Consider the following 22,577-nt stretch of genomic DNA (forward strand, 5'->3'; position numbering starts at 1 on the left):
GGGCGCCTTGCGGGACGGAGTGGCGAGGGGTGCCTGCGGGGGTGGGGCGGGGCCGCTTTCGGACCGGTGGGGGCGAGGTGGGGGTGGGCGCGCGGCGGCGTCGGGCGGATTTGTCGGGCTGCGGAGGCGGGCCTGCGTCTTGTTGGGTTTCCTCGGCCTGCTGGTCCCGGCGCCGGCGCTGGCGCCGGGGCTGGTCGGTGCCGTCCTGGTGTGTGTGGCGTGGCTGGGCTTCCGGGTCAGGCCCGGTCCCGCTGCCGGAGGCGGTCGGTGCAGGGTTTTGCAGGACTCTGCGACGGCCGTCATTGTCGGGTTCCGACAGGTGAATGCCGTGCTGTCGCAGCAGGGCGATATCGGCCTCCGTCAGCTTTCTTTGGCCGCGCAGTATATGGTACAGAATTTTGCCGATGGGGACGGTGGAAGGGGTGTCGCTGCCAGGAACGGCAAGAACCGCCGTGTTTCGCGGTTTGGGGAGTGTATTGCTGCGGTCTTCGCTTCGCCAGTGCAGGAGACCGGCCACAAACTGTTCGACTGACCACGCATGTCGAAGTGTTTGGCCTGCCTGGCGGACAATCCTGTGGACGCCGTCCACTTCCTCCATGTGGATGTTGCGCTCTTCCAGTCCCTCGATCAGGTAGGGAGATGCGTATTCAACACCCACACTTATCAGTTGTTTTATTTTCGTACCAATGGGGACACGTTCGCACCTGCCGGTGTTCGGGATACGGACGCGCACCATGCCCCCCTTTGGGGGGATTTTGGTGCAGTTTTCTTCGTCGGGGCGTTCGCTGTCGCGCCACGCGTCGATGGCGGCCAGGATCAGTTCATCCGTCCACGGGGTTGGGGGTTTGCGCTGGTTCGTGGGGTCTTGTTGGGTTTCCTCGGCCTGCCGGCCCCGGCCCTCGGCTGCCGCCGTCGGCGGCTGCTGGTGTGTGTCGGGCTGGTGGCTGGTGCCCGTATGGCGGGGGCTGGTTGTGTGGGTGGGGGTTGTTGTTCCGGGGTGGTCCCAGTACAGACGTGTGCGCCGGGTTGTGTCGTCGGGGTGGGGTTCCGCGGCGTGCAGGCCGGCGGCCTGCAGTTGGGTGATCTCGTGGTCCGTCAGTCCTGTCAGTCCCTGATGGCGGGCCTGGAACAGCCATGTGCCGATGGGGATGTCTGCACCGTTGGTGGTGGCGGCGTTGTCCGTGGCGTTGTGTTCCCGCCGGCGGGTGTTGCTCGCGTCGGTGAGGGGGGTGGGGGTGGGGTCGGTGAGGGTGATGTAGGTGCCGTCGGGGGGGATGGCGGTGCTGCGGTCCTCGCCCGCGGGGGCGGCGGCACGCCAGGTGGCCAGGCCACGCAGGTAGACCTCCACACCCCACACCGGCACCACCGACCCTGCCTCGTCCGTGCGCCAGAGACTGCCGTTCTCTTCCTTGGTGGGGATACCGCGCGCTCTCAGAGCATCCGGCAGCAAAGAATCCCACTTCGTCAGCCCCTTCCGCCGCAGGTTGGCGAGCCAGATGCCGATGGGGACGGGCCGTTCTCGGCCATCGGCACCCCGGACGTGCGCGGAATCACCTCGGCCGGGGATGGCGGTGCTGTGGCTCCCGGAGGCGGCACGCCACGTGTCCAAAGCCTGCATGTACTGCTCGAACGGCCGATGAATGTGATGGCGCTGATCTGGGGTGGGCTTCAGTTTGTAGCGCGTCGTGCCCGGGTTTTTCCCCGGTTCCTGCTCGACGAGGGTCCAGCCGAGGTTCCGCAGCCTAGCGGCCTCTCCCTCGGTCAGCCCCTTCCCTTGGTCTTGCAGGTTCTTCAGCCATTTGCCGATGTGGACGTGCACGACTTCGGCGCCGGGACCGTGGAGGGGCACGGAAGTGTCTTGTGGGGGCAGGAGGCGGCTGCGGTCCTTTTTGGGGTCCGGTTCTTTACGCCACTGCTCCAAAGCCTGCATGTACTGGTCGAACGTCAGACGATGCCGTCCGGGCTGGCCTTGGTGGGGTGTGCGGGTGGGGCGGGCGTGTTTGCGTGTTTTGTGGTGGGTGGTGGTGTGGGCGGTGTTAGTGGTGGTGTGGGGGGGTGTTGGGTGGGTGGCGGGTTGGTTGTCGTGAGGGGCTGTGGCGTCGGCCAGTGCTGGGGTTGTGGCGTCGGCCAGTGCTGGGGCTGGGGTCAGTGCTGGGGTGGTGGTGGTGGGGTGGGCGGGCATCCAGTGTTCGGGTCCGTTGCCGGTTGTGCGGACGAGGTGGTGTTCGGGTGCGTTTTCGGGGCCGAAGGTGAGGATCCAGGGGGCGTGGCCGGGGTGGATGTGGAGGGTGTGGAGCCGGATGTTGTAGTGGTGGGCGGCGAGGGCGGGGCCAGGTCGCCGGCGACGGTGTCCCACTGGCCGGGGGTGAGCAGGCTGGTGATGACGTGCTGCCAGTCCTGCTGGTCGGGCCGGGTTTCGGCGTGGGCCTGGGAGAATTCGTTGGCGTACTGGGTGAATGCGTCTGTGCCCTGGGTGTGGCCGGCTTGGTGGGCGGCGTGGTCGGCCAGTGCGGTCAGGACCTGGGTTCGTGCGGCGGGCATCCAGGGGGCGAGGTGGGGGTGCTGAGGGTGTAGTCGCAGTTGTTGTTGGAGTGTTTCGGCGAGGGCGGCGCGTACGTCGGTGGTGTTCGCGGGCGGGCCGTCCGGTGCCTGCATGTCGCGTGCCGCGATCAGGGCGTGGAAGAAGCAGTCACCGTCCGGTGGTACCTGCCACACCGTCCATCCGCGCTGGTGCGCCGCTTGCTGTACCGACGAGTCGACTCTCGCCATCGCCGGTAGCGACTGATGCTGCCGTTCCTGCTCGGCCGGGTTCCACCATTGTCCGTCGGGCAGATCTTGGACCGGCTCATCCGTCATCGGCACGACGCCGGTTGCGGTGGATGCAGCCGGTCCGGTGTCCTCCGGCCGGTCCGGCCCGACACGGTCGGCATGTGGGGCCGCCCCGCCGGTTCCCGCCGTCCCTGGCAGGAACGACTCACCGCTGTGTCCCCGCCCGTCCGGCCAGGCCGGCCAGGCCGGCCAGTCCGGCCCGTCCGGCCAGGCCAGCGGGTCGGCTGCCGCTGTGAGGGGCTCGCCGGGCAGGAAGGGGTCATCCAGCGCGAGGGGATCGAACATTCCGGCGGGCACGGCACTCCCCGGCCTTTCCATACCCGGTCCCGTCGGTGCATTGCCCATGCCGCTCGCCGGCCAGCTGCTGTCTGTGATCGGCGGGCCCGGGTGGTGTGAGGTGCTGGGGTCCGTGGGCGGGGCCGGCGTGTCCGTGTTCATGGGTGGTGCGGGCCGGGTGGAGGTGCCGGTGTCTGGCTGTGTGGCCGGCAGGCCGGGTGCGGGCTGGGCGTGTGGGGCGGGCGGGGCCGGCCTGTCCTGCCCGGCAACAGCAGCGGCGGCAGCGGCAGCAGCGGTGGTGGTGGTGGTGTCGCCCTGTGGGGTGGTCTGGGGGGGCCTGCCGCCGCGGGGCGCGGCGGCGGGCCTCCCTTTCCCGCGTTTCGGGCGGCGTCCGTGATTTGAGCCGGGTGGCTGTTCACCTGTCTGTGCGTCGTCTGCTGGCCGTGGCCTTTTCCGGCTGGGGGGTGCGGGTGTTGTGGTTGTGGTGTGTGGGGTGGGGTGCTGGTCTGTGTCGGGTTGGTGGCTGGTGCCTGTATGGCGGGGGCTGGTTGTGTGGGTGGGGGTTGTTGTTCCGGGGTGGTTCCAGTACAGACGTGTGCGCCGGGTTGTGTCGTCGGGGTGGGGTTCCGCGGCGTGCAGGCCGGCGGCCTGCAGTTGGGTGATCTCGTGGTCCGTCAGTCCTGTCAGTCCCTGATGGCGGGCCTGGAACAGCCATGTGCCGATGGGGATGTCTGCACCGTTGGTGGTGGCGGCGTTGTCCGTGGCGTTGTGTTCCCAGTCGGTGTCGCTCGCGTCGGTGAGGGGGGTGGGGGTGGGGTCGGTGAGGGTGATGTAGGTGCCGTCGGGGGGGATGGCGGTGCTGCGGTCCTCGCCCGCGGGGGCGGCGGCCCGCCAGGTGGCCAGGCCACGCAGGTAGACCTCCACACTCCACACCGGCACCACCGACCCTGACGTGCCCATGCGCCGGAGGTGGCCGTTTTCTTCCTTGGTGGGGATACCGCGCGCTCTCAGAGCATCCGGCAGCAAAGAATCCCAATTCGTCAGCCCCCTCCGCCGCAGGTTGGCGAGCCAGATGCCGATGGGGACGGACTGTTCTCGGCCATCGGCACCCCGGACGTGCGCGGAATCACGGAAGGGGGGGATGCCGGTTTTGTGCTTCACGTGGGCGGCACGCCACGTGTCCAAAGCCTGCAGGTACTGCTCTACCGGCCGATAAATGTGGTGGTGCTGATCTGGGGTGTGCTTCAGTTTGTAGCGCGTCAGCGTAACGCCGCTCCTGTTTACCTCCCCTACCTTCTCGAGGGTCCAGCCGAGTGTCCGCAGCTTATTGGCCTCTCCCTCGGTCAGCCCCTTCCCGTTGCGCTGCAGGTTGTTCAGCCAGCCGCCGATGTTGACGGGCAGGACTTCGGCGCCGGGACCGTGGAGGGGCACGGAAGTACTTTGTGGGGGCAGGAGGCGGCTGCGGTCCTGGCCGGCGGGGGCTTCCTTACGCCACTGCTCCCATGCCTGCATGTACTGGTCGAACGTCGGGTCAGTTTTCGTGTGCGGGCCTTGGTGGGGTGTGCGGGTGGGGCGGGCGTGTTTGCGTGTTTTGTGGTGGGTGGTGGTGTGGGCGGTGTTAGTGGTGGTGTGGGGGGGTGTTGGGTGGGTGGCGGGTTGGTTGTTGTGAGGGGCTGTGGCGTCGGCCAGTGCTGGGGTTGTGGCGTCGGCCAGTGCTGGGGTTGTGGCGTCGGCCAGTGCTGGGGCTGGGGTTGGGGTGGGGGTCAGTGCGGGGTCAGGGGCTGGGGCTGGGGCGTCGGCCAGTGCTGGGGTGGTGGTGGTGGGGTGGGCGGGCATCCAGTGTTCGGGTCCGTTGCCGGTTGTGCGGACGAGGTGGTGTTCGGGTGCGTTTTCGGGGCCGAAGGTGAGGGTCCAGGGGGCGTGGCCGGGGTGGATGTGGAGGGTGTGGAGTCGGATGTTGTAGTGGTGGGCGGCGAGGGTGGGGGCCAGGTCGCCGGCGACGGTGTCCCACTGGCCGGGGGTGAGCAGGCTGGTGATGACGTGTTGCCAGTCCTGCTGGTCGGGCCGGGTTTCGGCGTGGGCCTGGGAGAATTCGTTGGTGTACTGGGTGAATGCGTCTGTGCCCTGGGTGTGGCCGGCTTGGTGGGCGGCGTGGTCGGCCAGTGCGGTCAGGACCTGGGTTCGTGCGGCGGGCATCCAGGGGGCGAGGTGGGGGTGCTGAGGGTGTAGTCGCAGTTGTTGTTGGAGTGTTTCGGCGAGGGCGGCGCGTACGTCGGTGGTGTTCGCGGGCGGGCCGTCCGGTGCCTGCATGTCGCGTGCCGCGATCAGGGCGTGGAAGAAGCAGTCACCGTCTGCCGGGACCGGGTACACGGTCAGGTGGTGGGTTGCGGCCTGGTCTGACACGTACTGGGGGACCTTGGGCGGCGTCTGCTCCGTGCCCGGGTCCTGTGGTGGGCCCCACTGGTCCGCCATGCCGGCCGGCATTCGGTCACCGGTCTCGTCCGGGCCGTACGCGACGTCCCCGCCGGTCCAGCCGTACGCGACGGTCCGGCCGTACGCGACGTCCGCGACGTCCCCGCCGGTCCGGCTGTCCCCGCCGGTCCGGCCGTACGCGCCGTCCTGGCCGGTCCGGCTGTCTGCGACGTCCGCGCTGGTCCGGCTGTCCGCGACGTCCCCGCCGGTCCGGCTGTCCCCGCCGGTCCGGCCGTACGCGCCGTCCTGGCCGGTCCGGCTGTCCCCGCCGGTCCGGCCGTACGCGCCGTCCTGGCCGGTCCGGCTGTCTGCGACGTCCGCGCTGGTCCGGCTGTCCGCGCCGTCCCCGCTGGTCCGGCCGTACGCGCCGTCTTGGCCGGTCCGGCTGTCTGCGACGTCCGCGACGTCCCCGCTGGTCCGGCCGTCCGCGACGTACGCGACGTCCGCGCCGGTCCGGCCGTACGCGAGGAAGCCCTCGTTGTCTCCGGGGTCCCGGGTTGTGGTGGTGGGCTGGGGGTGTGCCGGGGGTGTCCTGGTGGAGGGTTCGGTTTCGCCGGTGGGCCAGTCGAGCAATGCCAGGAAGTCGGCGGGCAGGCCGGAGAGGGGTCGGGTGAACTCGTCGAGCGCGGGGGGCGGGGGCGGTTGGGTGGGCCGGTCGGGCAGGGGTGTGTCGCTGGTCGTGGTCGGGTCGGGTTCGGGGCTGGTTGTGGTGTGGGGGGCGGGTGGTGTGTGTGGTGGGTGGGGGTGGTGGGGGTTTTGCGGCTCGGCCGGTGGGTGGGCGGGGGGGTGTGCCGGGGGTGTCGTGGTGGAGGGTTCGGTTTCGCCGGTGGGCCAGTCGAGCAATGCCAGGAACTCGGGGGGCAGGCCGGAGAGGGGTCGGGTGAACTCGTCGAGCGGGGGGGGCGGTTGGGTGGGCCGGTCGGGCAGGGGTGTGTCGCTGGTCGTGGTCGGGTCGGGTTCGGGGCTGGTTGTGGTGTGGGGGGCGGGTGGTGTGTGTGGTGGGTGGGGGTGGTGGGGGTTTTGCGGCTCGGCCGGTGGGTGGGCGGGGGGGTGGGGGGTGTCGAGCATTGCCGTGAGTGTGTGGGTTTGGGGCCGGTGGCGGGCGGTGAGGACGGCGATGGTGCGGTCGATGGCTGTCCGGCGGGCTGTGTCCGGGGCTGAGGGGTCGTCTGGGCGGGTCTGGGCGTCGGCCTGCGCCTGGTAGGTCAGGTAGGTGGCCCAGACCTCGCCTGGGCGGACGGCTTCTCGTATGTCCGGGGGGAGGGAGCGGAACACGGCCTGGAGGGCGAGTGTCTCGGGGGCCGCTCGTTGGTCGGGTGCGGGTGCGGGTGCGGGTGCGGGTGCGGGTGGGGTGGTGGTCTCTTCTGTGGTGGCCGGCGGGTGGGCGGGGGGGTGGGGGGTGTCGAGCATTGCCGCGAGTGCGTGGGTTTGGGGCCGGTGGCGGCCGGTGAGGACGGCGATGGTGCGGTCGATGGCTGTCCGGCGGGCTGTGTCCGGGGCCGAGGGGTCGTCTGGGCGGGTCTGGGCGTCGGCCTGCGCCTGGTAGGTCCGGTAGGTGGCCCAGACCTCGCCTGGGCGGACGGCTTCTCGTATGTCCGGGGGGAGGGAGCGGAACACGGCCTGGAGGGCGAGTGCCTCGGGGGCCGCTCGTTGGTCGGGGATGGGTGCGGGTGCGGGTGCGGTGGTGGGTGCGCCGGTTCCCGTGCGGGTGGTGATGTGGAGGATTGCCTGTGTGATCGCGGATGCCTGGTGGTCGTGGTGGGCCCATTTCAGGTCCCCGGTCAGCTGGTTGTAGTGGGTCCGGACGGTTTCCTGCCCGACCGAGGGCTGTCGGGTCAGTTGTGTGTTGACTTCGTCGGTCAGTCTGCCGAGGTCCGGGGGCGTGGCCAGGTGGCTGATGTCGTTCATGTGTGTCGTCGGGCCGCCCAGGGCCTCGTACATGTTTGCCTGTTCGTCCGTGAACGCCCGGCCGAAGACCAGGCCGGTGAAGACCTCCGCGACGAACTCGCCCTGATTTTTACCCGCGTACTTGCTGACGGTGCCGGCCAGCTCGGCCGCGGCATCCTGGAAATCTGCCCAGGTCGCGTCCAGATCCTTGGCAGGGGCATGAAGGTGGTGCAGGACATGACCCAGCTCGTGCACCAGAATGGCGACGGCCTGCTCCCCTATCCGGTGGTGGTAGTTCTCGAACACGCCCTTCTCATCGGGCGCACTCCTGCGCAGGGGGGCCGGCAGGTGCGAGGCCACGATGAGGGTGTTGGGGGCGAAGACCGCCGCCCCAGCCCGCCATGAGGCGCCCTGACGGATTGCCTTGTCCGCTGCGACCGTGAGGTGTCCGGTGTATTTGGGGAGGTGGACTTCGAGGTCGGGCACGGTGAACCCGCGTTGCTGGACGAGGTGGACGGCTCGCTGGAGCAGGCGCACGCGTTCGGCGTGGGCGTCGGGTGCCTCGGTCGGGTCGTGGTGCAGGGTGAGGGTCGTCCCTGCGATCGGCAGCCGAGTGACCGTGTACTGGCTGCGGGGCGTGTTGGCATCCGTGGTGCGCGAGGTGTCCGCCCGGGTGAGGTAAGAGGCCAGCTCGGGATATGTCCCGCCCATCTCACCGTGCAGGATGCGCAACTCTCTATCGCTGATGGCCTGGTCGACGCGCACCCCATAGTCCTGGAAGCCGTCGAGGCTCTCGTCTCGCACCTGCTCGAACAGGGGCAGGAGGATCCGCTGTGCGTGCTGGGTGAGTGAGCCGTCCGGGTGCCGGTCCTGCAGCAGTGCGTGGACGACCACGGCGCTCGAACCCAGCTCATCGGGGGCCGGCCGTACCAGGTACGGGGCCAGGGCGGGGTGGAGCTTGTCGTAGATCTCCCTCTGCTCGCTGGTCAGGGCAGGGGCTGTGGCGTCGGCCAGCGCGGGGCCAGGGGCTGGGGCTGGGGTTGGGGGTCGGGTTGTGGTGTTGTCGGCGCCACCGCGGAGTCTGGTTTTTTCGCCGGTGAGGAGGATCTGTGCGAGGTGTTGTCCTCGTTCGCGTTGGGTGACGGGCCAGGGCTGTTTGGGCAGGTTGCGGTCGGCCTCGCGGATGGCGTCGGCGGTGGGCAGGTCCTTGGTGGGGTGGGGGGCGAGGTAGCGGAATTCGCGCTGGACTTCCTCGATCAGGAACCGGTCGTCCTGGTGTGCCGGAGCAGTGCCGGGGGAGCCGGCCGTCCCCGTCCGGGTGGGTGTTTGGGTGGCGGGGGGTGTGGGGGTGGGCGCCGTTGCGGGCTGGGTGGGGGCTGTCGGGGTCTGGGTGGGTGGGCCGGGGGGTAGGCCGGTGTGGATCCATTGGGCGACGGCTTCGGCCTGGTGGCCGGGTGACATGGTGTGCCAGGCGGGGTCGAGGGGGTAGTGGAGGACGAGTTTCGGTGCGGGGGGCAGGTCGTGTGCCGGGTGGCCGAGGGCGGCGAGTTCGGCCCTGACGGTGCGCTCCAGCCGGTCCGCGGCGTCACGGTCGTCTGCCGCCCTGGTCCGTCCGGGTGCGCCGGGGGTGGTGCCGGGCAGGGGGAGGTCGGTGCCGGTGAGGATCTTGTGGGCGAGGGCGGTGGCCTGGTCTGCGAGGGGCTGGGTGTGCCAGTGGTCGGCGAGGTGGTCGTAGGCGTGCGCGAAGGTTTCGGTCTTCCGTGACATCCCCGGGTGCTGTGCCCGGTGGAGCTCGACTGCGGCCAGTACCCGCAGCCGGCTCGCCCGGTCGGGGTCGTGGGCGGTGAGTTCCTGCCACCGGCTGGCCGGGAAGGGGTTGGTGCCGGTGGCGATCAGGTGTGCGAGGGCGGTCGCACGGCGCTGCACGGGCTGGGAGTCCCAGGCCGGGCCGAGGTCGTCGTAGTGCTGGGCCACGGCGGCCGAGAGCGGGCCGGTCACCGTGTGTCCCAGGCGGTGGAGTTCACCGTGGACGTGGACCTGCAGCAGGCTCGCGTCGAGGGGGGAGGCTGCTGCCAGTTCCCTCCACCGGCTCCGCCCGGCGGTGGCCTGGGCTGCGCCGGGTGCGGCGGCTGCGGCGGGTGCGGCGGGTGCGGCGGTGACCGTGCCCGACTCGGCCGTGCCGGTCCGGGCCGTGCCTGACTCGGCCGTGCCCGACTCGGCCGTGCCCGACTCGGCCGTGCCCGACTCGGCCGTGCCGGTCCGGGTAGTGCCTGACTCGGCCGTGCCGGTCCGGGTCGTGCCTGACTCGGCCGTGCCCGACTCGGCCGTGCCCGACTCGGCCGTGCCGGTCCGGGCCGTGCCTGACTCGGCCGTGCCCGACTCGGCCGTGCCTGACTCGGCCGTGTTGTTTCGGGTCGTGCCTGACTCGGTCGTGCCTGATTCGGCCGTGCCGGTCCGGGTCGTGCCTGACTCGGCCGTGCCGGTCCGGGTCGTGCCTGACTCGGTCGTGTTGTTTCGGGTGGAGGGGGTGGGGTGGGGGGCTTGTGACTGGGTTCTGGTGGGTGTGCCGGCCATGACGGCGTAGGCGTCCTCGGCGGCATGGTCGGCCGGGTGGTCCTGGGACGGTGTGGCCGTCGCCTGCCGGGTGCCGTCCCCGGCCGCGCCGGTTGTGTGGTCGGCGGTCCCGGTCCTGCGGGTGTCCCTGGCGTCCGCCCGCGGGGGCCGCTGCCCCGTCCCTTCCGCGGTCCGCTCCGTCGTTGGCTCCGCGGTCCCGTCCGCGGCCCCGTCCGCGGTCCCGTCCGCGGTCCCGTCCGCGGCCTGGTCCGCGGTCCCGTCCGCGGTCCCGTCCGTGGTCCGTTGCGTGGTCCGTTGCGTGGTCCGGTCCGTCGTTGGTTGCGCGATCTGGTCCGCGGTCCCGTCCGCGGCCCCGTCCGCGGTCCCGTCCGTGGTCCGTTGCGTGGTCCGGTCCGTGGTCCGGTCCGCGGTCCCGTCCGCGGTCCCGTCCGCGGTCCGTTGCGTGGTCCGGTCCGTGGTGGGTTGGGTGGTCTGGTCCGTGGTGGGTTGGGTGGTGGGTCGGGTGGAGTGGGCCGGGCCGGGCAGGGCGGGGTGGGAGGTGGTGGGCAGGGGGGGTGCGGGGGTGCGGGCCGGGTCGGTGGCGGGACGGGTGCCTGTGTTTGTGGTGGGGTCGTTGTCCGTGGTGGGGCGGGGGTTGTCCGGTGTGCTGGTGGGGTTGTTGTCCGTGGTGGGGCGGGGGTTGTCCGGTGTGCTGGTGGGGTTGTTGTTCGTGGTGGGGCGGGGTGTGGGTGGGGGGGTGGTGCGTGCGGTGGTGAGGGTGTGGTGGAAGGTGTTTTCGTGGCGGGTTTCGTGGCGGAGCCAGGCGGTGAGTTCGTTGTCGTCGGTGCGGGGGAGGGTGGGGTCGGTGTCGGTCTGGATGCGGTCGTGGACGCGCAGGGTGTCCTCGCGGAATTCTTCTGCGAGGCGTTCCAGGGCGGGTTCGTCGATGTGGTAGTGGTGGGCGGGGCTGTCGGGGTGGCCGGTCAGGGTGTGGAAGTCCTGGCCGGCTTGTTCCATGAGTGTCTGGCGCTCGGCTTCGTGGATCATGCGCCGGGACAGGCCGGCGTGCAGGGCGTCCAGGCTGTCCTGGAAGGGCCGGGCCGGGGTGGTGTCGCCGGCCGCGGGCACGCGGGGGCCGGCGGGTCGTGGGGGCGGCGGTAGTCGGTGTGGGCCGGGTGGCTGAACCAGTCGGTGTCGACGGCGTGTTCGACGTCTTTGTCGAAGACGCGGGCGAGCCGTTCGCGTCCGGCTTCGCCCAGGGGTGCTCCGTGGGCGGGACTGTCCTCGAAGGTGTCTGCCGCACGGTGGAAGAGGTCGCGTGCCTGTTCCAGGCGTTCGTGGCGGACCCGGGCGTGTTCCAGACGTTCCAGCAGCAGCCGCCGGCCGGTCGCTTCCTGCAGATGCTGCTGCCAGTGGCCGGTGAAGTGGCGTGTGTCGCCGTGGTGTTCACGCAGGACGGTGTGCGCGGTGCGCAGATCGTCGGCCAGGTCCGCGCGGGCCCGTTGCAGCACCGGACCCGGGATCTCGACTCCGGTCTCCTTGACCTGCCCGGCCAGGGTGTCGAACACGTCGAGGCCCTGCGCGATGTGCCGTTCCCGCATGCCGAGGTGATGGATCTGTGCCGGCAGCTGTTCATACAGGCGGGCGATGAGCGCCTGTGCCTCCTGACGCGCCCGGAGGTGCTCAGGCGTGTCCGGGCCACCGGAGATCCGGCCGAGTGCGGTGACCGCCTGCCGGTGTACGGCCTCGAGCCTCTCACGCAACTGATCCACCGCCACCCGCTCCTGCGGCAGGGCTTGCCGCGTCTGCGGTTCTTGCGGCAGCCGTTCCTGCCCGGCCAGGTCCCCGCGGCGGCCGGAGCCTTCACGCCCGGCGGGGACGGGATCACCGTGAACCCGGTCACCGCCGCTCAGGTAGCGGCCGCCGAACAGGTCCTGGCGGCGGTAGTCGGCCACCGCCCGCTCGAACCGCTCCCCGAACACCTGCCCATGGCGCTGGTGCTGGGAGAGCTGCTCCCACATCCGCGGCAGCACGGTCTCCGCTTCGGCCAGCACCTGCCGCTGCTGCGCGGGCGTGACCCGGCCGCCTGTCTGCCCGGCCAGCTCCTCCAGCCGGGCCCGTACATGAGCGTGGTAGACCTCCAGGAACTGCCCGTGAGCCGTGTCACCGGCGGGCAGGTACCGGCCCGCGAACACATCCGCGCGTACGAACTCCTCCCGCGCCCTGTCCAGCCGCCCGCCCGACAGATGTTCCGCCGCGGCCAGCCGGTCGTGGAACGCCGCGTCCCGCTGCTGCCGGAACTCCTCCCACCGCGCCGACGGACCCCCTGCCCCGCCCCGGCCGCCGTCGGCACCCGCAGACGAGGGCGGGCCGCCGGGAACGGCACCCGCATACGAAGGCGGGCTGTCAAGAACGGCATCCGCGTACGAGGGCAGACCGGCGTGCCCGCCCGCCGGGTGAGTGACACTGCCACCCGCATGCACAGGCAGCCCGTCGTGCCCGCCGGCCGGGTGCACGCCGGCCGTTTCCGTCACCCGGCCCCCCTCCGGACCAGCCGCCCGCGCACCCGTGTGCGGGGCGGTGTGCGCGTCTGTCTGCGGGGTGGTGTGCGGGGTGGTGTGCGCGTCTGCCCGCGCACCCGTCTGCGTACCCGTGTGCGGGCCGGCCGTGTGCGGGCGGGCCGTTTCCGTCACCCGGCCCCCCTCCGGACCAGCCGCCCGCGCACCCGCCCGCGGGGTGGTGTGCGCGTCTGTCTGCGGGGTGGTGTGCGGGGTGGTGTGCGGGGTGGTGTGCGCGTCTGTCTGCGGGGTGGTGTGCGGGGTGGTGTGCGCGTCTGCCCGCGCACCCGTCTGCGTACCCGTGTGCGGGGCGGCCGTGTGCGGGGCGGCCGGGTGCGGGCGGGCCGTTTCCGTCGCCCGGCTTCCCTCCGGACCAGCCGCCCGCGCACCCGGGTGCGGGGCGGTGTGCGCGTCTGCCCGCGCACCCGTCTGCGTACCTGTGTGCGGGGCGGTGTGCGCGTCTGTGGTCGTGTGGCGGCCGGCAGGGGTCTCACCGGCACCGGTGACGGTGCCGGTGCCGGTGCCGGTGACGTTGGTGCCGGTGCTGGTGCTGGTGCTGGTGCTGGTGCTGGTGCCGGTGACGCTGGTGGTGGTGCTGGTGGTGCTGGTGGTGGTGTCTGTGTCTGCTTGTGGGGGTGTACCGGTGAGGCCGGCCGGCTTGGTCGTGGCCGGTTTGTGTTCGTGGGGTCCGGGGCGGTAGTAGGAGGGCAGGCCGTCGGAGAGGGTCGTGGTGGTGCGCCGGGGGGTGGAGGAGAAGGTGCCGGCGGGCCGTGTCAGGGGATGGTGTGGACCGGGCAGCGCGTTCACACCCCCCGCACCCGCACCCGCACCCGCACCCGGGCCGGTGCCGGTGCCGGTGCTGGTGCTGGTGCCGGTGGTGGTGGTGGTGGTGGAGACGGTGGGGGGTTTGCCCAGGCCGAGGGCGGAACGCAGTTTCCAGCCGGCTTTGCCGCCCAGGTGGGCGCCGGCGTGGCCGAGGAGGGCGCCGAGGGCGCCGGAGGTGAACGTGGCCAGGGAGGTGGTGAACTCGCCCAGGGTGATGGCGTTGTAGGTGCCCTCGGCCAGGTTCATCGCGCCGCCCCACAGGGCGGCCTCTCCTGCCAGCGCGGTGATCTTGTGGCCGAAGTCGGGGGCGAATGCCCGGGCCACGTCCCGGGAGAACACCCCCCGCAGCACCGCGGCCTCGGCGGGCAGGGTGTGCAGCGCCGCCGTGAGTGCCTCTTCCATGTGCGTGGTGCCGAAGGACCGGGTGAACGCCCGTGTCCAGCCCTCGCCCAGCTCCCGTGCCGCACCCGCCGTCATCAACTGGCCCAGATGCTGCTCGAACAGGTCCCCGACACCGATGGACACCGCTGTGACACCGTCACCGCGGCCCTCGCGCAGCGCCCGCGCCAGGCGCGCGGTGCGCTGGGCGAGGTCCTCGCCCCAGTCCCTGACCGCGGAGCGCACGTCCGGACCCGCTCCGGCCGCCGGTTCCCGGCCCGCGGCCCTGCCCGGTTCCCGGCCCGCGGCGGTGTGCGGCGGCGCATCCAGCGCGGCGTCGACCGCTCCCCGCAGTGTGGCGGCCGCGTCCCGCCCGAACGCCTTGCCCAGCAGCCCCCCCAGCGCACCGCCCACGAACGGCACGAACGCGCTGAACACTCCCTGCAGCGCCCCGAACCCCACCGCCTGTTTCAGCAGCTGGCCGGAGTCCTCCAGGGTGTAGCCCTGCTCCTGGGTCAGCCACTTCGCGAACTCGTGGGTCGCCGCCGCCAGCCCGACGTTCAGCACCTCCTGCGCGGCCAGCCCCGCCAGGAACCGGAAGATCACACTGCGCAGGATCGCCCGGTAGGTGGCGCGCAGCACCGCCTGCTCCGCCAGCGCGCCGAACGGGTTCCACACCGCCATCGCCATGACCAGCGACCACTCCACCAGGAACAGGTTGAGCTGGATGACGGTCATGTTCTTGTAATACGCCGCGTCCGCCCGGGTCTTCTCCCCGTACCGGGCCAGCTGCTCGGCGGTGTCGGTCAAAGCCTTGATCCGGTCCGCCCCGGCCCCCGTGCCGAACGTGGCCATCGCCGCCGCGTACGCCTGGCTCCAGGAGCCCTCGACCGCGCCCTGGACGGAGTGCGACACCTGCGCGATCAGGTCCTGCAGCTCCCGCAGGTCCCGCTGCAGCTCCACATGCGGTTCCACCACACGCTGCCGCATCGCAGCCTCGTCGAGATCAGGCCACTCCATCCCGGTGAGGAACTTCAGCAGGTTCCCCAGCGGCGAGCCCGGCGACAGATCCACTACCCACCCACCCCGCACACCCCTGTCCGTACCGCGGCACGTCCGCCGTCGCCGGCCCACCGGCCCGCACGCTGCCCCGGCACACGCACACCACACTCCACACTCTGCACACGTAAACACCCACCCGGAGGGTTCACCCACCGGGCCGGACATCAGGTGATGCCTCTGGCCGGCCGTCCGGCCCGGACGCGGCCGGCGAGCGGTCAGCAGGACGGGCCGGACATCAGGTGATGCCTCTGGCCGGCCGTCCGGCCCGGACGCGGCCGGCGAGCGGTCAGCGGGACGGGCCGGACAGTGCCGGGGCCGTCGCCGAGCCGGGCCGCGCGGCCGATGCTCCTCGGCGACCGCGCGAGTTTGCTGGTGACGCCGCCATCGGGGCGGACAGCTCCGTGAGCGTCACCGTGACCATCGCCACGGCCGAACCGGTGCCCCGGACCCGGCCATCACCGAGCACGGCAGCTTCGCGCACACCGGCTGTCACGGCACTGCTCACCCCCGCCGACGAGGACGGCAGGACCTCGACCTGCGCCCCGGTGACCGCCTGCGGGACGTCGTCGAACGAGTGCCCCTCAGCCTGCTGGCCGCAAGGGTCGCGGGACGGCTCGAGCCCGAGGAGATCCTCGCCGGACACGTGCGGCACACCGTCGTGATGCGCCCCGGCCCGGAGGAACAACGGCGGGTGCCTTACGCTGCCGCCGGGGACGATCTTCACGCCCGGGGGAGGGGTGGGGACCTTCCGTTTGGCGCGTACCGCCTGGACGCCGCCGATGAGGTGCTGGTTGTCGATGAGGGCTTCGCAGCCCCGCCCGGCGACGTCCTCGTATGGGCGGCGGCAGGCCCGGCAGCAGACCTCAAGGGCGTCGACGCGGGTGCCGGGGCTGGTGGTGAAGCTGCCGCGGAAGTCGGCGGCTTTCGCTATCCGGTCTTCGACCTGGATCTCTGCGGCGACGATCCACACGTGCGCGCGGGTGAAGGTCTTGGGGGCGGCTGGGGCCGGCGAGAGTGCGTTCAGCGGCTCGTCGAAGAGATCGGCGAAGAGGCCGAATTCGAGTCGGTCCCGTACTACCGGGCAGGTCACGTGCGTCCTCCCTTACATCAGTGGCCCCCAGCGTCAACGCCTTGATGCCATATGGACGGAGTGGCGGCCTGAGGCGTTACACCTGGTGACTGGTGAGGTTCGGGGGAACGGCAAGGCCCCGCCCATCGGCCACGGGGGGAGCGGACAGACGGGGCCGTATGCGGGCCGGCCGGGGCCGGGCCGGGTGCGGGTGATCTTCCGCGCGCACCCCGTGACGCGGCCGCGCCGTGGGAGGTGGCCGGGCATGATCCGACGACTCATCGGTGCGGCGGCCGGCGCCGTCCTCACCGTCCTCGCCACCGCTCCGTCCCCGGCCGCCCCGCAGGTCGGGGACCCGCCCCGGGCCTGCGACACTCAGGCGGCAGTGCAGCTCGACCCCGCCGACGCCATGCGTCCGTGTACGGGCCATTCCCGGCATCCCTCTGCGGTCACGGGTCTACCGGGGTATGCGGATTTCTACACCGATTGCTGGGGTGTTCCCGGCGATGAATGGTGGGCGCACGAAAAAACCGTGTTCGGCTCCGCGAACGGCCACCGGGAGCGGGGTGCGGTGATCACCTCGTGACCGGAAACCGGCAGTGAGCCGCGGTGAGCCCGCGTCTGTCCTCGGGTCCGGGCTGTTTCGGCCTGCTGTAAACCATCGATGGGGTAGAACCGCTCTGGCGGTGGCCCGTTCCGATGCCGCACCATGAATGTGAGACCGATGGTGACCATGCCCCAGCTGCCCTTACGCGGCGCCAGCCGCCCACTCATCCCGCGTGTTGCCGCGCCCCGCGAGCCGATCGGCCCCGCCCGCATCGGCCTGCGCGTGGTGCGCCGCCGCGCCAAGGGCATGGACGCCGGCGCTGTCGCACAAGCCCTCGATGACGCCCAGTTCGATGCCCGGCAGGACGCGTGGCACGAGGACCTGGCCGACGACGTCCGCTACTGGGCGGAGCTGGCGGAGTGGGAGCGCATCGCGCGGCTGCTCGCCGCCGCAGCGCCGGGCACCGTCTACGACCCGGACACCGACGACGTCGTCCGGGCCGAGCTCGCCGCCGCGGCCGCCGCCCGGGAAGACGAGCCCTATGAAGCCGCACGGGTCGCGGCCCGCGCCGACGAGATCCAGGTGCTGCGCGAGCTCGGCACGCTGGCCCAGACCAACCCCCGCGACGGGGACGAAGCCGTCCGCGACGCACTCACCCGACGGGCCGGCGGGTACGCCCAGGCCGACGTCGACGCCTGGCTCGCCCACGCCCTGGCCGCTCACCTCGGGCACTACCGCGACCCGGCGGCCCGCGAAGAAGCCACCGGACTCCTGCCGCCGCCGGTCCTCGCCCACGCCGCGCTGCTCACCGAACTCGCCCGCCTGGTCCCCAGCACCGACCTGGACCAGCTGGCGTTCACGGCCCGGCTCGCCACCACCGAGCCCGAAGCCGCCGGCGCGCTCGCCCTCTTCCTCGCCCGCGCCCGTTGTCCTGTCTCATCAGATCTTGACCGATCTCGTTGAACTGCGGCCGAGGCCTTCGGCTGCGCGGGCACGTCGTGCTCCTGGCCGTGGTCGTCGCGGCCGGTGCGGTGGCCAGCATTTGCGCGGCCGGTCCCGGGCCGCGATGCGCCGGCTGCGCCTCGCTTCACCTGGCCCCCGCTGTTTGTCCTGCTGCTCCAGAACAATCCGGTTTAGCCAGTGCTACCGGCTTGATCGCGTGCGGGTGCGACAAGGCGCCGCACCCGGGGGGTGCAGCGCCTTGGGGTCTCGCGGGGTCAGGAGGCCGCCGGAGGGCCGGTGGAGGCCTTCGGCGGGGTGTTCAGCCGGTGGCGGCGAGGTTGGCTGTCTGGGCGGCGAACCGGGCCCGTCGCTGCTCGGTGAAGCGTTCGGGCTCGGCGGCTCGGATCTCCGGGACCGGCGTGACGGGGGAGGAGACCGCGCCGCCGGTGAGCAGCGGGTGGAGCTGGTAGAGGCCGTCTTCCAGGCTCCAGGCGAGTCCGCACGCGCGGAGCTCCCTGAAGCCGCGGTTCACGGTCGGCTTGCTGGCGCCCAGCTCGGCACACATCTCGTTCTGGCTGATCGCGGCGGTGCCGGTGTCCGGGTCGCTGAGGTAGAGCAGTTGGTCCAGGACACGGCGGCCGGCGGTGGAGACGTCGACCAGGGCCAGGAGGCGCAGGACGTCACGAGCGATCGTGACGGGCGCCTCGGTGGGAGGGCCGGGGACGTAAGAGCTGCTCACGGAGCCTCACCACTTCCGATCAGGTCGACGCTGCTTCGAGGATATGCACGAGGTCATGCGCTCGCCCTGCGTACGGGCCGCCGATGCCGGAGCGTGACGACCTTCTCCCTGCGGCGGGCGGCCTCGGCGGCCTTCTTCTCCGCCTCCCGCGCCTGGCGCCACTCGGTGGGGTAGTCGGCGTGCGGGATGACGCAGGCCGGCCCCTCCGCGCTGTTCCACAGCGCCTGCCACTTCTCCTGCTCACCGGAGGTGCCGGCCACCGTCAGCCACGGGTTCAACTGGAGGATCCCACGCTTGGCGGTCCGCATCCAGCCGATGTGCGCGAAGAACTGCGACGCTTCGTTCACCGAGGCCGCCGACAGGTTGCACCGCGCCTGGAGGTCACGCTGGTTCGTCTTCACGAAGCCACGGGCGACAGCCCGGAGGTTGTCATCTGCGCGGTTGGCGTTCTGCAGCGCCACGAGCTTGCACCAGACCTGGAACCAGGAACCGGGCATCTTGAGACTGCCGAGGACATCCATCAGCAGCCGGGCGTCCAGCACGTAGCCACTGCACTCCGCGCTCGCGGCGAACTCGCGCCCCTTGATCTTCTCCACACCCAGGATCAAGCCGCCCTTCCCGTCCGACCGCGCGACCACGCGCTCGCCGGGGCGGACGATCGGCAACTGCTCCATGAGCACAGACCTCCAGAGATGATCAACGTTCCGAGAGCACGGTAGCACTAGGTAAACCGGTTTGTTCTTGAAGGGCAGAACAAACGCCGCCTCACAGACGCCTGACGACCCGCCAGCTCCAAGGGGTGTTTGTTCTACGTCTCCAGAACACCCGGGACGCGTTTGTGGACGCGGGCGGCGTCGGCGGGGCGGATGCCCTGGCTGACGGGGTCGATGCCGATGAGTTCACGGTGCAGGCTGCGGATCCGCAGCGCCAGATCGAGCCGGAGGCGGCGACGTTTCTCACGGACCTCAGCGACAGTACGGGCGTGGACACCCAGGCGCTGGGCGAGTGCGGCGGCGGGCCATCCGGCACGGGCCAGGTCGGCCAGCAGCCGCGACGATACCGAGGCGCTGGTCAGGCCCGGGGCGCCAGGTTCGCGGCGCGCAGGGAGCGGGATGCCGAGGACTGCGTCAGCGGTCGTGCGAGCGATGTCCCGCTTCGCCTGGCCTTGCTCCGGGACGCGGAGGATACGGCGGATGAGGGTCACGGACAGGCCGGCCCGGTCGGCGATGTCCTGGACCTGACGGACCCTCCGGGCCCGACAGAAAAGACGCAGCAACGCAGCGGGACGGTTGGGGCATCGGGGCTCGCCGTCTGCCCGCCGTCGGCGGACCGGGTCTGCCCAGGGCGGTCGGATGACTCGGTCACGGCCGTGTTCGTCTGGCGGGCCCGCCTGGCATGTAGCCACTGCGTTTCCGTGTGCGCTGCCGCGTCCAGCAGCCTGACCACAGCACGCGGCAGCCACCACGACCGTGCCGTCCGGCCATGAGGCCGTTGCACGAGCAGCCTCCACCAGTCGATCCCCGCCAGATGGGACGGCCGGGCGTCTCCACCTTGGCCTGGGCGCCCGGGGCCGCCCGCTTCCTGCAGATCCCGGGAGATGCGCTCGCGCCACGGCACCAGCGTTCCCTCGTCATGTTCCGGCTTCAGCGCACTGCCGAACGGGCCGATACGGACCAGGTCCCGGCGGTCCATCTCCACAGCGCTCATCTCCGCCGCAGCCCGGCGCACCTCCACCTCCGAAACGCCCCACGGGCCGCCGCCGGCCTTCACCATCGCCACCACACGCCGACCGAGCACCACATACCCCGCCTGGACATGCACGGGAAAGGAGGTGAACACCGCAGAAACCGTCGGCACAACGCTGCCAGCCGTCAAACCGGCCCACAAGACATCCGCGGCGCCCAGAGAGATCAAACCGTCCGCGCGGCCCGCGGTGACACGCTCTGACATACCGCCAGGCTAGCCACCCGGCAAAGCACAGCGATTCCCGGCCCCGTCAGCCGGAAACCCGTCGCGTTTCGCTCCCCGGACTCTCCGGCTACGGGAGCTGTGAATCGCCCCGGGTTCGATAGAGATCTCAGATTATGGTTGTGACCTGGGGTTTCGTGGATTCCATGTAGTGGCTGGCTTCGTACTCGACGGGCGGAACGTGCCCTATCTCACCGTGGAGTCGGCGGTGGTTGTACCAGTCGACCCACTCTGCGGTGGCCAACTCGACCTGGGAGAGCGACTTCCAGGGCCGTTGGGGCTTGATCAACTCGGTCTTGTACAGGCCGATCGTGCTCTCCATCAGGGCATTGTCGTAGGCGTCGCCGACCGATCCGATCGAGGCGGCGATGCCGGCGGCGTCCAGATGCTCGGCGAGCCGGAAACTCGTATATTGCGACCCGGCATCCGAGTGGTGTATCAACTCGCCTGGCTGAACTGGGTGTTGGTCGCGGTCACGTTGCCACACGGCCATCTCAAGGGCGTCCAGGACGAAGACCGTTTCCTTCACGGTGGCCGCGGACCAGCCGACGATCCGGCGGGAGAACGTGTCCACGACGAAGGCGACGTAGACGACACCGGCCCAGGTCTTCACGTGGGTGAAGTCCGCGACCCAGCAGCGGTTCGGGGCGGCAGCGACGAAGTCGCGGTCCAGCAGGTCCGGCGCCCGTTCGGCCTGCCCGCCGGGCAGCGTGGTGATCACGCGTTTACCACGGACCGCCCCAGCGATGCCGAGTTCGCGCATCAGGCGTTCGACGGTGCAGCGGGCCACGCGGCGGCCCTGCCGGTTCAGCTCACGCCAGATCTTCCTCGCCCCGTAGACGTGGTAGTTGGCCTCGAAGACCTCGCTGATCTGTCTCTTCAGTTCGGCATCCCGCACGGTCCTGGCCGACGGCGTGCTGCGACGTTTGTGGTGGGCGTAGTAGGTGGAAGGGGCGATCCTGCAGTCGTGCTCGGTGAGCGTCCTGCAGATCGGCTCGACGCCGCCGAAGCGGTCCCGGTGCTCGTCGATGAACGCTACGAGCGTGTGTGTGGCCGGTCGAGCTCGGCCGCGAAGAAACTCGCCGCGGCCTTCAGGATCTCGTTGGCCCGCTTCAGTTCGGCGTTCTCCTTCTTCAACGCCTTGAGCTGGGCGGACTCCTCCGTCGTCGTCCCCGGACGTGTCCCCGCATCGATCTCGTGCTGCTTCACCCAGTTCCGCAGCGTCTCGCGGGAGCCGATGCCGAGCTTCTCGGCCACCGCCTGCAGGGCGGCCGTCTCGTTCGGGTAGTCGTCGCCTACCTCGGCGACCATGCGCACCGCGCGACGGCGGAGCTCAAGCGGGTAACGGGAAGGTCGTGCCATGACTCGATCCTTTCATGAAATCGAGTCTCCATTCGAACCGGGGCGATTCACTGCCAGTTCTGGCTTACCGTGCCACCGGGCCCGGGCTCTGTCGTTTGTGTAGGAGTGGAGGGAATCGAACCCTCACGTCCATAGGACACCGGGACTTGAATCCGGCGCGTCTGCCAATTCCGCCACACTCCCCAGAACACTTCAGCACTCACTGCGCTGCACCCCGGTCCCGGGCTCGACTCAGCCCGGGACCAGAGGGCGGACCCGTGTACCGCCGTCACGCCATACACGGACCACTGTGCTGTGAAGCGATCAAAACGATATCCCACGAACTCACCGTCCCTGCCCGCCTGGTGGAGGTCGGTGCCTGCCGCGTCCAGCCGGCGGCGCGGCCCATAAGCGGACCACGATCACGGCGACGTCACCGCGGGCCCCGCGGGTGACACCGGCGCGCGCGGACAAGGCGTCGACCTCGATGCGTTCGCAGGCGTGACGGGAAGAGCCGACGAACGCCTCATCGGCGGCGTCCAGGCGGTACGCGCCAAACGGAAGGTCCCCACCCCTCCCCCGGGCGTGAAGATCGTCCCCGGCGGGAGCGTAAGGCACCCGCCGTTGTTCCTCCGGGCCGGGGCGCATCACGACGGTGTGCCGCACGTGTCCGGCGAGGATCTCCTCGGGCTCGAGCCGTCCCGCGACCCTTGCGGCCAGCAGGCTGAGGGGCACTCGTTCGACGACGTCCCGCAGGCGGTCACCGGGGCGCAGGTCGAGGTCCTGCCGTCCTCGTCGGCGGGGGTGAGCAGTGCCGTGACAGCCGGTGTGCGCGAAGCTGCCGTGCTCGGTGATGGCCGGGTCCGGGGCACCGGTTCGGCCGTGGCGATGGTCACGGTGACGCTCACGGAGCTGTCCGCCCCGATGGCGGCGTCACCAGCAAACTCGCGCGGTCGCCGAGGAGCATCGGCCGCGCGGCCCGGCTCGGCGACGGCCCCGGTACTGTCCGGCCCGTCCTGCTGACCGCTCGCCGGCCGCGTCCGGGCCGGACGGCCCACCCGCCCAATGCACAGGCCGGCCAGAGGCATCACCTGATGTCCGGCCCGGTGGGTGAACCCTCCGGGTGGGTGT

The 22,577-nt window shown here is 71.1% G+C and carries 11 protein-coding genes and 1 tRNA gene; 3 read left to right on the forward strand and 9 right to left on the reverse strand.

Annotated features, from left to right (window positions below; genetic code table 11):
• Nucleotides 1-2,145: 2,145 nt before the first annotated feature.
• The 3 genes from OHB41_RS38650 to OHB41_RS52730 all read right to left on the reverse strand — a co-directional run bounded on the left by OHB41_RS38650 (nt 2,146) and on the right by OHB41_RS52730 (nt 15,930).
• Nucleotides 2,146-11,145 (reverse strand): hypothetical protein, encoded by a 9,000-nt coding sequence (locus OHB41_RS38650; protein ID WP_266704060.1) that lies wholly within the window; start codon nt 11,143-11,145, stop codon nt 2,146-2,148.
• Entirely contained in the window at nt 11,061-14,852 is a 3,792-nt protein-coding gene (locus OHB41_RS38655) for a WXG100-like domain-containing protein (RefSeq protein WP_266704062.1), read from the reverse strand. Before OHB41_RS38655 ends, OHB41_RS38650 begins: the two co-directional genes overlap by 85 nt.
• Nucleotides 14,853-15,126: 274 nt before the next feature.
• Nucleotides 15,127-15,930, reverse strand: a complete 804-nt coding sequence (locus OHB41_RS52730) for a hypothetical protein (protein ID WP_526025010.1) — start codon at nt 15,928-15,930, stop codon at nt 15,127-15,129.
• Between the two features lie 244 nt (nt 15,931-16,174).
• Between OHB41_RS52730 and OHB41_RS38665 the strand changes: the two genes are divergently transcribed.
• Nucleotides 16,175-16,495 (forward strand): hypothetical protein, encoded by a 321-nt coding sequence (locus OHB41_RS38665; RefSeq protein ID WP_266704064.1) that lies wholly within the window; start codon nt 16,175-16,177, stop codon nt 16,493-16,495.
• Between the two features lie 138 nt (nt 16,496-16,633).
• Complete coding sequence (locus tag OHB41_RS38670; protein WP_266704066.1) at nt 16,634-17,419, forward strand: hypothetical protein; 786 nt, start codon at nt 16,634-16,636, stop codon at nt 17,417-17,419.
• Between the two features lie 298 nt (nt 17,420-17,717).
• Here the strand turns inward: OHB41_RS38670 and OHB41_RS38675 are convergent, their stop codons facing one another.
• From OHB41_RS38675 to OHB41_RS38700, 6 genes are all read right to left on the reverse strand, one after another.
• A complete protein-coding gene (locus OHB41_RS38675) occupies nt 17,718-18,137 on the reverse strand; it encodes a helix-turn-helix domain-containing protein (protein WP_266704068.1) in 420 nt (139 codons plus the stop codon).
• Nucleotides 18,138-18,190: 53 nt separating this feature from the next.
• Nucleotides 18,191-18,811: a hypothetical protein gene (locus OHB41_RS38680; RefSeq protein WP_266704070.1), complete on the reverse strand. Its 621-nt coding sequence runs from the start codon at nt 18,809-18,811 to the stop codon at nt 18,191-18,193.
• A 134-nt stretch (nt 18,812-18,945) separates the two neighbouring features.
• Nucleotides 18,946-19,341, reverse strand: a complete 396-nt coding sequence (locus tag OHB41_RS38685) for a hypothetical protein (protein WP_266704072.1) — start codon at nt 19,339-19,341, stop codon at nt 18,946-18,948.
• Nucleotides 19,338-20,087: a hypothetical protein gene (locus tag OHB41_RS38690; protein ID WP_266704074.1), complete on the reverse strand. Its 750-nt coding sequence runs from the start codon at nt 20,085-20,087 to the stop codon at nt 19,338-19,340. The genes OHB41_RS38685 and OHB41_RS38690 overlap by 4 nt, the downstream gene beginning before the upstream one ends.
• Nucleotides 20,088-20,214: 127 nt before the next feature.
• Nucleotides 20,215-21,467 (reverse strand): IS3 family transposase gene (locus OHB41_RS38695; protein ID WP_266704076.1). Its coding sequence is split into 2 segments (ribosomal slippage): nt 20,215-21,185 and nt 21,185-21,467, totalling 1,254 coding nucleotides; the frame shifts between segments, so codons are not numbered across the junction.
• A gap of 100 nt (nt 21,468-21,567) precedes the next feature.
• Nucleotides 21,568-21,650 (reverse strand) — tRNA-Leu (locus tag OHB41_RS38700).
• A 297-nt stretch (nt 21,651-21,947) separates the two neighbouring features.
• Between OHB41_RS38700 and OHB41_RS52735 the strand changes: the two genes are divergently transcribed.
• Nucleotides 21,948-22,469 (forward strand): hypothetical protein, encoded by a 522-nt coding sequence (locus tag OHB41_RS52735; RefSeq protein WP_526025011.1) that lies wholly within the window; start codon nt 21,948-21,950, stop codon nt 22,467-22,469.
• The last annotated feature ends 108 nt before the right edge of the window (nt 22,470-22,577 follow it).

This window comes from Streptomyces sp. NBC_01571, assembly GCF_026339875.1.
In the GTDB taxonomy this organism is placed as follows: Bacteria; Actinomycetota; Actinomycetes; order Streptomycetales; family Streptomycetaceae; genus Streptomyces.